General features: G+C 66.7%; 12 protein-coding genes and 1 pseudogene. 11 read left to right on the top strand and 2 right to left on the bottom strand.

Features of this window, described 5'->3' with window-relative positions; translation table 11 throughout:
* Positions 1–649: MgtC/SapB family protein (locus KYG_RS12695; RefSeq protein ID WP_008905305.1), on the bottom strand; the 649-nt coding region annotated here is incomplete at its 3' end.
* Positions 650–794: 145 nt separating this feature from the next.
* Between KYG_RS12695 and KYG_RS12690 the strand changes: the two genes are divergently transcribed.
* The 3 genes from KYG_RS12690 (at position 795) to KYG_RS12680 (ending at position 5,496) form a co-directional block, all read left to right on the top strand.
* Complete coding sequence (locus KYG_RS12690; RefSeq protein WP_034694449.1) at positions 795–2,858, top strand: bifunctional diguanylate cyclase/phosphodiesterase; 2,064 nt, start codon at positions 795–797, stop codon at positions 2,856–2,858.
* A gap of 25 nt (positions 2,859–2,883) precedes the next feature.
* A complete protein-coding gene (locus KYG_RS12685) occupies positions 2,884–4,365 on the top strand; it encodes an AMP nucleosidase (protein ID WP_008905303.1) in 1,482 nt (493 codons plus the stop codon).
* 195 nt (positions 4,366–4,560) lie between these two features.
* Positions 4,561–5,496, top strand: a complete 936-nt coding sequence (locus KYG_RS12680) for an ATP-binding cassette domain-containing protein (RefSeq protein WP_008905302.1) — start codon at positions 4,561–4,563, stop codon at positions 5,494–5,496.
* Positions 5,497–5,606: 110 nt separating this feature from the next.
* Here KYG_RS12680 and purT read toward each other — a convergent pair whose 3' ends face one another.
* The gene (gene purT, locus KYG_RS12675; protein WP_008905301.1) at positions 5,607–6,833 is read right to left on the bottom strand and encodes a formate-dependent phosphoribosylglycinamide formyltransferase; all 1,227 of its coding nucleotides are present in this window, start codon (positions 6,831–6,833) and stop codon (positions 5,607–5,609) included.
* Between the two features lie 108 nt (positions 6,834–6,941).
* Here purT and KYG_RS12670 point away from each other — a divergent pair, with 108 nt between their 5' ends.
* From KYG_RS12670 to KYG_RS12635, 8 genes and pseudogenes are all read left to right on the top strand, one after another.
* The gene (locus tag KYG_RS12670; protein WP_034694447.1) at positions 6,942–8,570 is read left to right on the top strand and encodes a sigma-54-dependent Fis family transcriptional regulator; all 1,629 of its coding nucleotides are present in this window, start codon (positions 6,942–6,944) and stop codon (positions 8,568–8,570) included.
* A gap of 233 nt (positions 8,571–8,803) precedes the next feature.
* Positions 8,804–9,715 (top strand): sulfurtransferase, encoded by a 912-nt coding sequence (locus KYG_RS12665; protein WP_008905299.1) that lies wholly within the window; start codon positions 8,804–8,806, stop codon positions 9,713–9,715.
* A gap of 86 nt (positions 9,716–9,801) precedes the next feature.
* Positions 9,802–10,371, top strand: coding sequence for an OsmC family protein (locus KYG_RS12660; RefSeq protein WP_008905298.1), 570 nt, complete (start codon positions 9,802–9,804; stop codon positions 10,369–10,371).
* A 222-nt stretch (positions 10,372–10,593) separates the two neighbouring features.
* The gene (locus KYG_RS12655) at positions 10,594–11,679 is read left to right on the top strand and encodes an acyl-CoA dehydrogenase family protein (RefSeq protein WP_008905297.1); all 1,086 of its coding nucleotides are present in this window, start codon (positions 10,594–10,596) and stop codon (positions 11,677–11,679) included.
* On the top strand, positions 11,676–12,995 hold the full coding sequence (locus KYG_RS12650) for an FAD-dependent oxidoreductase (RefSeq protein ID WP_008905296.1): 1,320 nt from the start codon (positions 11,676–11,678) through the stop codon (positions 12,993–12,995). The genes KYG_RS12655 and KYG_RS12650 overlap by 4 nt, the downstream gene beginning before the upstream one ends.
* Positions 12,996–13,145: 150 nt before the next feature.
* Positions 13,146–13,724 (top strand): DUF3455 domain-containing protein, encoded by a 579-nt coding sequence (locus KYG_RS12645; RefSeq protein ID WP_008905295.1) that lies wholly within the window; start codon positions 13,146–13,148, stop codon positions 13,722–13,724.
* 98 nt (positions 13,725–13,822) lie between these two features.
* Positions 13,823–14,397 (top strand): annotated as a pseudogene (locus KYG_RS23820) (sigma-70 family RNA polymerase sigma factor).
* On the top strand, positions 14,394–15,173 hold the full coding sequence (locus KYG_RS12635) for an anti-sigma factor domain-containing protein (RefSeq protein ID WP_085942572.1): 780 nt from the start codon (positions 14,394–14,396) through the stop codon (positions 15,171–15,173). Before KYG_RS23820 ends, KYG_RS12635 begins: the two are co-directional and overlap by 4 nt.
* The last annotated feature ends 18 nt before the right edge of the window (positions 15,174–15,191 follow it).

Below are 15,191 nucleotides of genomic sequence, written 5' to 3'. Positions count from 1 at the left end.
TTGCCGTGCTGGACACAAAGCCCGAGGCCAGCGCTGACAACGCCACCGCATGGCGCGCCTGCATGAGCCGCTTCGCCACATGCGCGAGCGACTGGATGGCCAGCAGCACGATGACCAGGCGCACCACCACCTGGGGGTTCAGCACGTCTTGCCACAGGGGCGCATTGGGCGCCAATGGATACACGAGCAAGGCCAATGCCGCCAGAATGAGGCCGCTGCGCACTTCGCCCGGCTGCAGCCACTGGCTGGAGAACTGGTGCAAGGTGGTGCGCAACGCCAGCAGGCCGGTCACCACCACCGCCAGGGCTGCTGCCAGGAGCTGGTCGCGCGCACAGGTCACGCCAATGAGGTAGGCCAGCAGCAACGCAATTTCAGTGGTGACTCCGGGGTCGCCCGAGCGGTCTCGGGCATAGGCCACCACCGTCAGCGCGGCCACCAGCAAAGCGCCCACCACCACCAGCGCCGGAATGGCTGTGAGCGCAGCCGCTGCGCCCCCGATGGACGCCAGCGTGAAGGACCGGACACCTGCCAGCGAACGATCAGGTCCGGCCCCCTTGCGCCGCTCACGTTCGATGCCCATCAGCAAACCGCACCCCGTAGCGCTTGCCAGAACGGCCGCTGCCGTGGAAAAACCTTCGAATCCCGCCATTGCGCCCCTGCTCTGTGTTGATCTGGTGCTGCATGTTGACAGAACGGCGCGCACGGGCGGCGCGCTGTTGTGCAGCCGGTTAGGTATTGGCCCCAAGTTTGGTGTCAGGTCGATCGGATATAACGAAAACTCTTTGTTACCTTCCATGCAAGAACTTCCGAACGCTGTACCCGCTCCCGGCCCGCGAGGCTCCAGCGACGCCTTGTTGCGGCTGATTGCGGATTCTGTGCCTGCGTTGATGGCCTACTACGATCTGCCAGGCCTGCGCTGCCAGTTCGCCAATCAGGGCTACGCCGCCTACAACGGCCATACCACCGAGTCCATCATCGGCCTGACGGTGCAAGAGGCTATTGGCGACAAGGCCTGGGAGGCCATCCAGCCCCATGTGGAGCGTAGCAGCCGGCGCGAGCACGTGAAATACACGCGCGAGCAGACCCTGCCCAATGGCGAGGTTCGCATGATCGAGGTCAACCTGATCCCGCACTTTGATGCCGACTCGCAGCAGCTGGGCTCATTCGTGCTGATCACCGACATTACCGAGCGCTGGCGTGCCGAACGCACGGTGCGCCAGAGCGAAGAGCGCATGCGCAAGTTCACCGAGGCCACGGACGAGGCGATCGTGTTCCACCGCGACGGCATCATCACCGACGGCAACGAAGCCCTCACGCGCCTCACCGGCTATGCACTGACGGAAGTGGTGGGCCTGTCCATCTTCAACTTCATCAGCCCCGAGTGGCGCGCCGTGGCCCTGGACTACACCCGGTCCGGCCGAGAAGATCCTTACGAAGTGACGATTCGCCACAAGGATGGTCACGCCATTCCCGTGGAGGTGGTGGGCAAGACCATGCCCCTGCACCACGCAGACTACCGCATCGTGGTGGTGCGCGACATCACCGCCCGCAAGCAGGCCCAGGAGCGCGAAGCCTTCATCGCCCTGCACGACAGCCTCACGCAGTTGCCCAACCGGCACTTCCTGATGGAGCAGCTCTCGCAGGTTCTCTCGCTGGCCCGCAGGCGGCACGGGCGGTGCGCTGCGCTGTTCCTGAACCTTGACCACTTCAAGACCGTCAACGACTCGCTGGGCCACCATGCCGGCGACCAGCTGCTGTGCAACGTGGCGGAGCGCCTGCGCCAGGGCGTGCGCGACGCCGATGTGGTGGCGCGCCTGGGGGGCGACGAGTTCGTGGTCGTGCTCACCGACGTGGCCAGCCCAGAAGATGCGGCGGTGGTGGCCGATAAGTTGCTGGCCGCCATGCATGGCGTATTCACCATCGACCAGCTTCCGCTCACCATCTCGCCCTCCATCGGCATCGCGCTGTACCCGGAACACGGCCACAGTGCTGACCAGCTGCTGCGCTGCGCCGACGCCGCCATGCACCACGCCAAGGAGAGTGGGCGCGGAAACCGCCAGTTTTACGACCCCAGCATGGATGCCAGCGCCCTGGACGTGCTGCGCCACGAACGCCTGCTGCGCGAAGCCATTGCGACCGACGCGTTCGAGCTGCACTACCAGCCCCAGGTACGCCTGTCCGACGGCGCGCTGCAAGGCCTGGAAGCCCTGGTGCGCTGGCGCCACCCAGAGCGCGGGCTGGTCGGCCCCGACGAGTTCATCACCTTCTCGGAATCGCGCGGCCTCATCACGCCCATCGGCCGCTGGGTCATGCGCGAAGCCTGCCGTCAGCTCAAGGAATGGCAAGACCAGGGCCTTGCCATGGTGCCGGTCGCGGTCAACCTGTCCGCCATCGAGTTCCGCCAACGCGACGTGGCCGCCGAGATCGCCACCGTGCTGCGCGAAACCGGATTGGCGCCGCACTACCTGGAGATCGAGTTGACCGAGTCCGTGCTGATGCACCAGACCGGCCAGGTGCTGGACACGCTCAACGCCCTGAAGGCGCTGGGCGTGGGCATATCGATTGACGACTTTGGAACAGGCTATTCATCACTGGCGTACCTCAAGCGCTACCCCATCGACAAGCTCAAGATCGACCGGTCTTTTGTGGCAGATACCCCGGGCAACGCAGACGACGTTGCCATCGTCACGGCCATTATTCAGATGGGACACAGCTTGCAGCTGAAGACCGTGGCCGAGGGGGTGGAGACGGCGGAGCAGGTGGGGCTGTTGACGGGGCTGGGGTGCGATTTGATTCAGGGGTTTGTGGTGTCGGAACCGATGGATGCAAGCAGGGCGAGCGACTGGCTGCGGAAATAACCACAGGCTTGTGGACAATAGCGCCATGCCCCTCATCCCCGACTTCATCGCCCCCACCCGCCACACCGATCCGGCCGACGCTCTGGCGCAGGTGCAGCGCATTTACCAGCAACAGATAGACCACCTGCGCGAAGCCATGCACCGCTTTGTGGGCGGTGAGACGCCCGGATCGCCTGTGCGTGCGTTCTACCCCTTTGTCCGGGTGCACACCACCACGGTGGCGCGTGCCGACACCAAACTGGCTTATGGCTTCGTCGAGGGCCCTGGCCGCTACGAGACCACGCTCACGCGGCCCGACCTGTTTGCCAACTACTATGCCGAGCAGTTCCGCCTGCTGCGCGCCAGCCACAACGTGGAGCTGGAAGTGGGCACCAGCGCACACCCCATCCCCATCCACTTCTCGTTTGCCGAGCACGACCACATCGAGGGCACGCTGACCACCGAGCGCCGCATGCTGATGCGCGACGTGTTCGACCTGCCCGACCTGGCCGCCATGGACGACGGCATTGCCAACGGCACCTGGCAGGCCCGCCCGGGCGAGGCGCAACCGCTGTCGCTGTTTACCGCACCGCGCGTGGACTATTCGCTGCACCGCCTGCGCCACTACACGGGCACGGCGCCCGAGTGGTTCCAGAACTTCGTGCTGTTCACCAATTACCAGTTCTACATTGACGAATTCGTGCGCCTGGGGCATGCCGAGATGGCCAAGGAGGACAGTGAATATGTGGCCTTCATCGAACCGGGCAATGTCGTCACGCGCCGGGTGGGGCTGCCCGCCCAGACTGGCGACGAGCTCGGCGTGGCTCCGCCCCGCCTGCCGCAAATGCCCGCCTACCACCTGGTGCGCAAGGACGCGAGCGGCATCACCATGGTCAACATCGGTGTGGGCCCGTCCAACGCCAAGACCATCACCGACCACATCGCCGTGCTGCGCCCGCACGCCTGGATCATGCTGGGCCACTGCGCGGGCCTGCGCAACAGCCAGCAACTGGGCGACTACGTGCTGGCCCACGGCTATGTGCGCGAAGACCATGTGCTGGACGAAGAACTGCCGCTGTGGGTGCCCATCCCCGCGCTGGCCGAGATTCAGCTCGCCCTTGAATCCGCCGTGGCAGGCGTGACTGGCGTGAGCGGTGCCGACCTCAAGCGCATCATGCGCACCGGCACCGTGGCCAGCACCGACAACCGCAACTGGGAATTGCTGCCCGACAACCAGCCCCAGCGCCGCTTCAGCCAAAGCCGCGCCGTGGCGCTGGACATGGAAAGCGCCACCATCGCGGCCAACGGCTTCCGCTTCCGCGTGCCCTACGGCACCCTGCTGTGCGTAAGCGACAAGCCCCTGCACGGCGAGATCAAGCTGCCCGGCATGGCCAACCACTTCTACCGCGAGCGCGTGGACCAGCACCTGCGCATCGGCATCCGCGCGCTGGAAATGCTGCGCGCCGAAGGCATGGCCCGCCTGCACAGCCGCAAGCTGCGCAGCTTTGCGGAAGTCGCCTTCCAGTAAACGCTGCACCGTTTCGAACGGCTGCGCACTCCACTACCGCCCCGCGCCCACGGTGCCGGGGTGGCGCCCCGCTGAGCAGCCCCACGCAAAACGCTATCTTTTCAATAGCTGCCAGCGCTTATCCAATAAGCGCTAGAGGCCTATTTATCCGCAAGCACTGAAGCAGCGCGACCCCAATGCCGCCACAATGGCAGCATGAGCGAACTCTTTGCCGTCCAGAACCTGTACAAGCACTACGGCGATGCCACGGTGGTGAACGATGTGTCTTTTGCCATCGCTCCCGGCGAATGCCTTGGCGTCATCGGCCCCAACGGGGCGGGCAAGACCACCACCATCCGCATGTGCCTGGGCCTGACGGCGCCCGACAGCGGCAACGTGCTGTTCTACCCCGAGGGCGCTGCCGCGCCGCTGTACATGCCGCGCGATGCGCTGGCCATCAAGGCGCAGTTGGGCGTGGTCACCCAGTTCGACACGCTGGACCCGGACTTCACCTGCGCCGAAAACCTGCGCGTGTTTGGCCGTTACTTCCGGCTCAAGGGCCGCACCATGGACGAGCGCGTGCCCCAGCTGCTGGAGTTTGCCGCGCTCACGCACAAAGCAGACGCCAAGCCGGGCGAACTCTCGGGCGGGATGAAGCGGCGCCTGTCGCTGGCCCGCGCCCTCGTCAACCGCCCGCGCCTGCTGCTGCTGGACGAACCCACCACCGGCCTCGACCCGCAGGCCCGCCACCTGATGTGGGAGCGGCTGCAACTGCTGCTGCAGCAAGGCACTTCCATCTTGCTGACCACCCACTTCATGGACGAGGCCGAGCGCCTGTGCTCGCGCCTGCTGGTGCTGGACCACGGCAAGAAAATCGCCGAAGGCAAGCCGCGCGAGCTGATCGCCCTGCACCTGGAAAGCGACGTGGTCGAAGTCTTCGGCGTGGGCGCCGTGGCGCTGGCCGAGGACGCCCACCTGCGTGCCCTGGCCGCGCGCGTGGAGATCAGCGGCGAGACGGTGTTCTTCTACACCCAGAACGCGCAGCCCCTGTTGCAGGCGCTGGGCCAGCATGGCCACCTGCGGACGCTGCACCGCCCTGCCAACCTGGAAGACTTGTTCCTGAAGCTGACGGGACGGCAGATTCGGGAGTGAGGCGCCAGCGTGGCGTCAGGTGTCCGCGCATCCACCCAAGCCATCAAAAATGATAGCTGCCAGCGCTTACTGAATAAGCGCTAGCGGCCCATTTCACTTAAAAACCAGCCTCAAGCCTTGCGCGGCTTGACCTTGCTGGCCGCCAGCTTGGCGTTGCTACGCGCCGTCTCCACATCGGCCGCGCGCGCCAGGGCCACGCCCATGCGGCGCTTGGCAAAGCTCTCGGGCTTGCCGAACAGGCGCAGGTCGGTGCCAGGCACGCGCAGGGCTTCGTCCACGCCGTCAAACACGATGCCCAGGGCTTCCACACCGCCATAGATCACCGCGCTGGCGCCGGGGTTGCGCAGGCTGGTGTCCACGGGCAGGCCCAGGATGGCGCGGGCGTGCAGTTCAAACTCGCTCTGGTGCTGAGTGCACAGCGTGACCAGGCCGGTGTCGTGCGGGCGGGGGCTGACTTCGCTGAACCAGACCTGCTCGCCTTTGACGAACAGCTCCACGCCGAACAGGCCAAGCCCGGAGGGCTTTCCGTCAAAGCCCACGCCCAGGTTGTCGGTCACGGCCTTGGCGATCTGGCGCGATTTTTCGAGCGCTGCGGGGTGCATGGGGTGGGGCTGCCAGCTTTCCACATAGTCGCCACTGACCTGTACGTGGCCGATGGGGTCGCAGAAGCTGGTGACGATCTGGCCGTCAGCGCCCACCGAGCGCACGGTGAGCTGGGTGATTTCGTAGTCAAAGTCAATGAAGCCTTCGACGATGACGCGGCCGTGGCTCACGCGGCCACCGGCCATGGCGTAGTCCCAGGCTTTTTGCACGTCGGCCGGGCCGTCGATCTTGCTCTGGCCCTTGCCCGAGCTGCTCATCACGGGCTTGACGATGCAGGGGTAACCAATGCCTGAATCAATCGCAGCCTGCAACTCCTCCAGCGAATTACAGAACTTGTAGGGGCTGGTGGGCAGGCCCAGCGTTTCGGCGGCCAGCACGCGGATGCCCTCGCGGTCCATGGTCAGGCGGGCGGCGCGGGCGGTGGGGATGACGCGCACCACACCAGCAGCCTCCAGCTCTTCGAGCATCGGGGTGGCAATGGCTTCGATCTCGGGCACCACCAGGTGCGGGCGCTCGGCTTCGATCAGCGCCTTGAGCTGGGCCGGGTCGCTCATGGTGATGGTGCGCGCGTGGTGCGCCACCTGCTGGCCGGGGGCGTTGTCGTAGCGGTCCACGGCAATGGTTTCCACCCCCAGGCGCTGCAGCGCGATCAGCACCTCCTTGCCCAGCTCGCCCGAGCCCAGCAGCATGACTTTGGTGGCATGGGGGGACAGAGGGGTTCCGAGGGTGGTCATGGTGGGTGCTTTCGAGAAGGTGAAAAAGTCGGTAAATGGCGGGACGCAGGCGACTTTAATGCACCCGGGCGCAGAACTTGCAATCGCCCTGACATGCCCCCACCGCCCATGCCCTCCCCTTCCAGCACGGCCCGCTCGCACAGCCCCACCGACTGGCACGCCCAGGAGCTGCTGCTGATGCGCGAGGTGATGCGCCTCATCGGCCGCAGCCTGGCGCCCGGCCTGGTGCTGCGCGAGATGCTGCACCTGATGAGCGAACTGCTGGGCCTGAACCGGGGGCGCATCGTGCTGGTGGACAACGCCCCGTCCTCCCCAGCCGGCGCGCCGCGCACCGCCTCCATCCAGCACGCCTACGGCCTCACCCAGGCCGAGGTGCAGCGCGGGCGCTACGCCTGGGGCGAGGGCATCACAGGCCGGGTGCTGGCCACTGGGCAGCCTGCCATCGTGCAGGACATTGATGCCGAACCGTTGTTTCTGGCACGCGCAGTGGAGCGCAGCCAGCTGCCGCCCGAGACGGTGGCCTTCATCGCACTGCCCATCGAGGTCAACAACGCGCCCATCGGCGTGCTGGCCTGCCACCGCATCCGAAGCCGCCAGCGCCACCTGAACGACGACCTGGCGGTGCTGCGCGTGCTGGTCACGCTGGTCGGGCAGCTGCTGCAGCTGGAAGCCCTGGTGGCAGAGCAGACGCGGCAGCTGCAGGCGCGCAACGCCGTGCTGGCCAATGCGCTCAACACCAAAAGCGCGCGCTACGGGCTCATTGGCAGCTCGCCGCCGCTGCTGCAGGCCTTGAGCGAGCTGGAACGCGTATCGCAAACCCAGGCCACCGTGCTGCTGCTGGGCCAGTCGGGCACGGGCAAGGAGCTGTTCGCACGCGCCGTGCACCTGGCCAGCGGGCGGCGCGACCGGCCCTTCATCAAGGTCAACTGCTCGGCCATTCCGGATGCGCTGTTCGAATCCGAACTGTTTGGCTACGAAAAAGGCGCGTTCACCGGCGCCAGCACAGCCCGCGCGGGCTGGTTTGAGCAGGCCGACAGCGGCACCATCTTTCTGGACGAGATTGGCGAGCTGCCGCTGGCCCTGCAGTCCAAGCTGCTGCGCACGCTGCAGGAGGGCACGCTGGTGCGACTGGGTGGGCAGCGCGAGGTGAAGGTGAACGTGCGCCTGGTGGCGGCCACCCACCGCGACCTGGCGGCCGATGTGGAGGCCGGCCGCTTTCGGCAAGACCTGTACTACCGCCTGCACGTGATTCCGATCCACCTGCCCTCGCTGGCCGAGCGGCGCGAGGACATCCGCGCGCTGGCGCTGCACTTTGTGAGCCGCGCCAACCAGGCGCACCAGCGCAACGTGAACCTCTCGCCCGACGCGCTGGCGCGGCTGGAAGAACACCCCTGGCCCGGCAACATCCGCGAGCTGGGCAATGTGATCGAACGCCTGGTGCTGCTGACCAATGACACGCTGGTAACGCGTGGCGAGCTGGACCGATTTCTGCCCGCTGCGGCTGTGGTTTTGCCACCCGCACCGGCGCCCGTTCAGCAGATTCAGGCCAAGATGCCGTCTACCCCTATCGCCGCAGCACCGCTGGTGCGCGACTACGCCTCGGCCCAGTCCCACAGCGTTCAGGTGCTGCAGGCCGCGCTGGTCGAACACCACGGCAACCAGTCGCGCGCGGCGCAGAGCCTGGGGTTGACGCTCCGGCAGTTCGCTTACCGGCTGCGCAAAGCAGGCTTGAAGTGACGCCCAACACTGTGTCAACAATTTGTAGACACAGTGTTCAGCGTCCGCGTTGGACAGGCTGCGCTCTGGTGATAGTTGGCACAAAATACTATCAAATTAATAGCTTTCAGCGCTTTACCAATAAGCGCTAGCAGCCTATTTCATTCAAATTTCTTTGCATTCACAAGCTCTGGCACACCTGTTGCGATAAGGAGGGAAGGCATCCCGCCCACCACCGCACCGAAAGGTTTTCCATGAGCACCGTGACCGCTACCGCCTCCGACGCCGTCCTCATCTCACCCACCCAGTTGTTGGCCCTGCAAGCCGCAGAGCCTGTGGTGCTGATCGACACCCGCGACGCCGACACCTATGCCCTGGGGCACATCCCCGGCGCGGTGAACCTGCGCGAGACCTTCACGTATCTCGCCACCTCCACGCCCCAAGGCCTGCAGGAGCTGAAAGACACCTTTGCCGCGCACCTGGGCGCCATCGGCCTGTCGGGCGCCGAGACGGCCGTGTTCTATGAAGATGCGCTCAACAGCGGCTACGGCCAGTCGTGCCGGGGCTACTACCTGCTGACCTGGCTAGGCTACCCCAAGGTCAAGGTATTGAATGGCGGCTACTCGGCCTGGAAGGCGGCAGAGCTGCCCGTCTCCACCGAGACGGTGGTGCCCACGCCCGCCATCTTCCCCACCCAGCTGGCCACCACCGATGTGATGCTGACCAAGGAGGATGTGATCGAGGCCCTGGGCACCGACACCGTGCTGCTGGACGTGCGCGATGTGGACGAGTGGATTGGCGACAGCTCCAGCCCCTATGGCAAGGACTTTGCGCCGCGCAAAGGCCGCCTGCCGGGCGCCAAGTGGCTGGAGTGGTACCGCTTCATGAAGCCCTCGCCCCAGGGTCCGGTGTTCAAGTCGCCCGACGAAGTGCGCGCCGAATGCGCCACGGCGGGCATCAGCCCGGCGGACACGGTGTACCTGTATTGCTTCAAGGGCGCACGCGCGTCCAACACCTTCCTGGCGCTCAAGCAGGCGGGCTTTGCCGATGTGCGCATGTACTTCGGCTCGTGGAACGAATGGTCGCGCGACGACAAGCTGCCGATCGAAAGCGGGCTGCCGCTGGTCAAGTTCCCCAAAAAGCCTGCGCTGGCACTGGCGGCCTGAGCACCGTGCGTTGTTGCAGCGGGCATGGCCCGCTGCGAACCCTGTCCTTCTTTTTTGCATTCCCTTCTCTTTCTCCAAGGAACACCATGTCCACCGATCTGCTGGAACCCTCTGCCCCCGTCACCACCGTGCACACACACCTGCGCCCCATCGACCGCGACGGGCTGATGGCCTTTGCCGACAAGGGCCGCAACAACCCTGCCAGCCGGGGTACCAACAAGGTCCATACGGTGATGGAGGGGCAGTACCGCTCGCTGAGCTATGTGGGCAACCACGCGCCGGTGGTGGTGGACGAGCCCCTGCACCTGTTCGGCCAGGACACGGCGCCTGCGCCCGGCGAGATCGTGCTGTCGGGCCTGGGCGGCTGCCTGGCCGTGGGCATCACTGCCGTGGCCACCTGGAAGCAGGTCAAGCTCAGCAAGATCGAGGTGTTCATGGAAGGCGACATCGGCAACCCCGCCGCCTGGGGTGCGGGTGGCGCATTGCAGAAGACGCCGCCGGAGATGGGCTTTCAGGCGATCCGCGTGAAGGTGCTGGTGGAAGGCGATGCGCCGCGCGAGGTGCTGGACGAGATCGTGCAGCACGCCAACTTCTACTCGCCCGTGGCTAACAGCATGCGCAACCCCATCCCCTTCGAAATCAGCCTCGCGGACTGAGGGCGACACACAAAACTCTTCTGGCGTCGTTGCCGCGTCTTGTCGTACTACTCGTACTGCCTGCGACGCAGCGCCTAGCCAGAACCGCTTCGCTGAGTTTTGTGTACCGCCTCTACCTGACCAACCGTTCCCCGCGCACCCAAGGAGCCCCATGAACCCCGCCGACCTCCCCCCCAACTCCACCTGGACGGCGCCCTGCGGGGCGATGCGCTGCTGGCGGCCGTGCGCCAGATTGCCCAGGGCCCGCTGGCCGCGCAGGTGGAGGCGATTGACCGCACCGGCTACTACCCCTGCGCCGAGCTGCAGCAGCTGGCCGCCGTGGGCGCGATGAGTGCGCACCTGGACAGCACCGCAGGCCCGGCCGACTACGGCCTGGCCATCCGCGCCATGGCTGAGGCCTCGCGGGTGTGCGGCGCTACCGGCTTCATGATGTGGTGCCAGGCGGTGTGCGGGCTGTACCTGCAGCAGTCGGGCAACCCCGCGCTGATGGGCGAGGTGCTCCAGCGCCACGGAAGCGGCGCGGGCATGGGCGGCACGGCGCTGTCCAACCCCATGAAGAGCTACGCCCAGATCGAAAGCCTGCTGCTCAAGGCCACACCGGTAGAGGGCGGCTACCTCATCAACGGCACCCTGCCCTGGGTGAGCAACCTGGGGCCTGACCACTACTGCGGCGCGATTGCGGCGGTGGTGGAGGCCGACGGTGCGGCCAGCCAGCGCGAGGTGATGTTCCTGCTGCGCTGCGATGCCCTCGGCGTAGAGATGCGCGAATGCCCCAGCTTCTCCGCCATGGAGGGCACGGGCACCTATGCGCTGCGGCTCAAGGACCATTTCATCGGCACGGCCGACACCATGGCCGACCCCACCCGGCCTTTCATCGCCCGCATCCGCGCTGCGTTTGTGATGCTGCAATGTGGCATGGCCGTGGGCATCACCCAGGGCGCCATCGACTCGATGTGGGCGGTGGAGGCCCAATTGGGCCATGTCAACCAGTTCCTGGAAGACCGGCCCGACGCGCTGCAGGCCGAGCTGGATGCACTGACTGCACGCGTCATGCAACTGGCCCAGACGCCGTTCGACACAAGCACTGATTTCTTCATCGACGTGCTGGACACCCGAGCCCATGGCGCGGAGCTGTGCCTGCGCGCCGCCCAGTCCGCCCTGATGCACCAGGGTGCGCGCGGCTACCTGATGAGCTCGGACGTGCAGCGGCGCGTGCGCGAGTCGCACTTTGTGGCCATCGTCACGCCCGCCATCAAGCACCTGCGCAAGGAGATCGCCCGGCTCAGCACCGAGGAGATGCCTGCATGACGCCCGCCACAACCACCACGCCGTCGGCAGTCAACGCCTTCGCGTTGAGCGCCGCCTCGCAGGCCGTCTACGACGCGTTGGCCGACGCAGCAACACAGGCGCCCTGGCAAAGCTACATCTGCAACGCGTGCGGCTACGTCTACCACGAGGCCGACGGCGACCCCGATGGTGGCCTGCCGCCGGGCACCCGGCTGGCGGACATTCCGGACGACTGGGCCTGCCCGCTGTGCGGGGTGACCAAGGCCGATTTTTCTCCGTACGAAGCCCCCACGCTGGAGGCGCTGCGGGCGCAGGCCAGCGCAGCGCCCCCGGCCTACATCCGCCCGCGTGGCGAGCCGGGCGTGGTCATCGTCGGTGCGGGTCGTGCTGGCTGGCAACTGGCCGAGACTCTGCGCCAACAAAACGCCACGCTGCCCATCACCCTGGTGACGGCCTGCGCTGGCGACCGGTACGACAAGCCTTTGCTGTCGGTGGCCATGGCACGCCAGCTGGACCCGCTGGCGCTGGTGTCCGAGACCGGCCGCGATGCAGCGTTGCGCCTGGGCGTCACCCTGCTGGCCCACACCCATGCCGTGCGCATCTGCGCCGACACCCGCCAACTGCGCACCACGCGGGGCGTGTTGCGCTATGGCCATCTGGTGCTGGCTCACGGTGCGCAGGCCGCCTTGCCGCCGGGCTTGCCCGCCAGCCTGTGCTGGCGCGTCAACCACCTGGACGCCTACCAGCGCCTGCGCCAGCACCTGGGCGACCAGCCCAAGGACGTGCTCATCATCGGCGCGGGCCTGATCGGCAGCGAGCTGGCCAACGACCTGGCCCTGGGCGGCCACCGCATCACGCTGCTGGACGCCGCCGCCGAACCGCTGGCGCGCTGGCACGACCAGCAGGCGGGGCCACAGCTGCTGGACGCATGGAAGGACCTGTCCATCCGCTTTGAAGGCGGTCTGCAGGTGGAGCAAGTGGAGCGCGTGGGCTCGCGCTACCGCATCACCACCACCAGCGGGCAGCGTTTTGCGGCGGACGAAGTGGTGGTGGCTGCGGGTCTTGTGCCCGCCCACCGCCTGGCACAGAGTGCAGGGCTCGATTGGGCCCAGGGCATTGCGGTGGACGCAGACACGCTGCAAACCAGCGTACCCCGCATCCACGCGCTGGGCGATTGCATCAGCATCGACGGGCAGTGCAGCCGCTATATCGAACCGATTGCCCGGCAGGCGCGCACGCTGGCGGCCGCCATCCTGGGCCAGCCGTCGGCACCGTATGAGCACCGGGCAGCCGTGGTGCGCGTCAAGACCACCAGCCGGCCGCTGACCTTGCATTGAGGCAGCCTCCGCCCAGGCGGCGGCCCTGCCAGGGCTGGCATCGGAAAAATTTTTTGCATCTCCTGCATCCAAACGGCGTTTTCGTGGGTAGTACCTACAGCAGCGCAACTTGCTGCTGTCCTATCAACCCATAGACCAGAGAGAAACGCCATGACCATCCACACGTCTCCCATCTCCCGCCTGCTGCCCCTGACGGGTGCTATTGCCGCCGCCGTGCTGCTGAGCGCCTGCGGATCGATGATGTCGTCGCCGTCCAAATCCATGTATTCGCAGGACAGCCTGCCCGACAGCATCAAGGTTCCGGCGGGCAACAAGGTGGCGATGGAAACCGTGGGCGTGGGCGAGATCACCTACGAATGCCGCGACAAGGCCAATGCCCCCGGTCAGACCGAATGGGTGTTTGTGGGCCCCAAGGCCGTGCTGAATGACCGCAGCGGCAAACAAGTGGGCACCTACTACGGCCCGCCCGCCACCTGGGAGTCGAACGACGGTTCCAAGCTGACAGCCACCCAGCTGGCCGTGGCGCCATCGGGCACGGGCAACCTGCCCTACCAGCTCGTCAAGGCCAACCCCGCCATGGGCTCCGGCGCCATGACCGGCGTGACCTACATCCAGCGCGTGGCCTTGAAGGGTGGCGTGGCACCTGCTGCCGCCTGCACCCCCGCCAACAAGGGCGAGCGCCAGATCGTGAAGTACCAGGCCGACTACATCTTCTGGAAGGCCGCGTAAACCACGCACACCCAATCCCCGGCCCAGCGGGGGCTACCGCCGGACGGTGGCGGGTTTGCGGCTACGATGCGTCCACCATCCAGCCGAGGCCCCGCCGCATGCACAACGTGCCCCACACTCCTGGCGATTTTGACTACGAAGCCGCTTTGGCCGCCTGCGCTGCAGGCGACCGGCAAGCCATGCACCGCCTTTATGAACAGGAAGGTGCGCGGCTGCTGGGAGTCGCGCTGCGCATCGTGCGCCAGCGGGCTCTTGCCGAGGACATCGTGCACGATGCCTGCGTCAATATCTGGACGCGCGCCGCCAGCTACGACGCGAGCCGGGGCAGCGCACGCGGCTGGATCTACAGCGTGGTGCGCAACCTGGCCCTGAACGCCGTGCGCGACGGCAGCCGCCACGTGGATGTGGACGACACCACCACCCAAGCCCTGGAGGCCGACATGTCTGTGCAGGCCCACCACGAGGTCGAGGAAACCTTTGAACTCAACGCCAGCCTGGGCCGCCTGCAGCATTGCCTGGAGGGGCTGGACCCGGCGCGACGCAGCTGCGTGCTGCACGCCTATGTGGACGGCTGCTCGCACGGCGAAATTGCCGAGCGCCTGGGCGCCCCGTTGGGCACCGTGAAAGCATGGATACGCGCAGCCTGGTATCGCTGCGGGAGTGCATGGCATGACCGACCTGCGCAACACACCGCCTATGCCCTCGCCGGAAGACCTGCATGTGCTGGCTGGCGAGTACGTGCTGGGCACCCTGCCCGCCGCCGAGCGCCAAGCCGTGCAGCAGCGCCTGCAAGGCGAGCAAACACTGCAGCACGCGGTGGCCGAGTGGGAAGCCCGCCTGCTGCCACTGACCCAGCTGGTGGAGCCTATCGCACCGCCCGCTGCCTTGTGGGCGCGCATCGATCAGTCGCTGCAGGCCGCCAGCGCGCACAGCGCGCAGTCGGCTTCGACACTCGTTGCCGCCCAACCCCGGGCAAAAACCGAACGCAAGCCATCTGTGCGCTGGTGGGACCACCTGGGCCTGTGGCGGGCCCTCGCCGGCTCGGGCTTTGCCATGGCGGCGGTGCTCGCGGCAGTGCTCGTCACGCGCACCGCCCCAGTGGCCGCGCCGCCGCAGTTCATGGTGGTGCTGGTCGCGCCGCAGGACAAGGCGCCCGGCTGGGTGGTGCAGGCCAGCTCGCCGCGGCAGATCAGCCTGATTCCGCTGGGCGTGGCCGAAGTGCCCGCCGACAAGGCCCTGGAGTTCTGGACCAAGGCCGATGGCTGGAGCGGCCCCGTGTCGCTGGGCCTGGTGCAGCCCGGTCAGCCCCTGCAGATCCCGCTGGACAAGCTGCCCCCGCTGCAGCCCAACCAGTTGTTCGAGCTGACGCTGGAACCGCCTACAGGCTCGCCGATTGGCAAACCCACGGGTCCCATCCAGTTCATCGGCCGCGCCGTCAAGGTGCTGTGACGAACACGGCCTGGGCCC

This window comes from Acidovorax sp. NO-1 (assembly GCF_000238595.1).
Taxonomy (GTDB): domain Bacteria; phylum Pseudomonadota; class Gammaproteobacteria; order Burkholderiales; family Burkholderiaceae_C; genus Acidovorax.
The sequence above is the reverse complement of the archived record's forward strand: the minus strand, read 5'-3'. Positions and strand labels throughout refer to the sequence as shown.

Coding starts and splice junctions, on each gene's coding strand:
- KYG_RS12690 (WP_034694449.1), top strand. CDS start 795: ATGCAAGAACTTCCGAACGCTGTACCCGCTCCCGGCCCGCGAGGCTCC.
- KYG_RS12685 (WP_008905303.1), top strand. CDS start 2,884: ATGCCCCTCATCCCCGACTTCATCGCCCCCACCCGCCACACCGATCCG.
- KYG_RS12680 (WP_008905302.1), top strand. CDS start 4,561: ATGAGCGAACTCTTTGCCGTCCAGAACCTGTACAAGCACTACGGCGAT.
- purT (WP_008905301.1), bottom strand. CDS start 6,833: ATGACCACCCTCGGAACCCCTCTGTCCCCCCATGCCACCAAAGTCATG.
- KYG_RS12670 (WP_034694447.1), top strand. CDS start 6,942: ATGCCCTCCCCTTCCAGCACGGCCCGCTCGCACAGCCCCACCGACTGG.
- KYG_RS12665 (WP_008905299.1), top strand. CDS start 8,804: ATGAGCACCGTGACCGCTACCGCCTCCGACGCCGTCCTCATCTCACCC.
- KYG_RS12660 (WP_008905298.1), top strand. CDS start 9,802: ATGTCCACCGATCTGCTGGAACCCTCTGCCCCCGTCACCACCGTGCAC.
- KYG_RS12650 (WP_008905296.1), top strand. CDS start 11,676: ATGACGCCCGCCACAACCACCACGCCGTCGGCAGTCAACGCCTTCGCG.
- KYG_RS12645 (WP_008905295.1), top strand. CDS start 13,146: ATGACCATCCACACGTCTCCCATCTCCCGCCTGCTGCCCCTGACGGGT.
- KYG_RS12635 (WP_085942572.1), top strand. CDS start 14,394: ATGACCGACCTGCGCAACACACCGCCTATGCCCTCGCCGGAAGACCTG.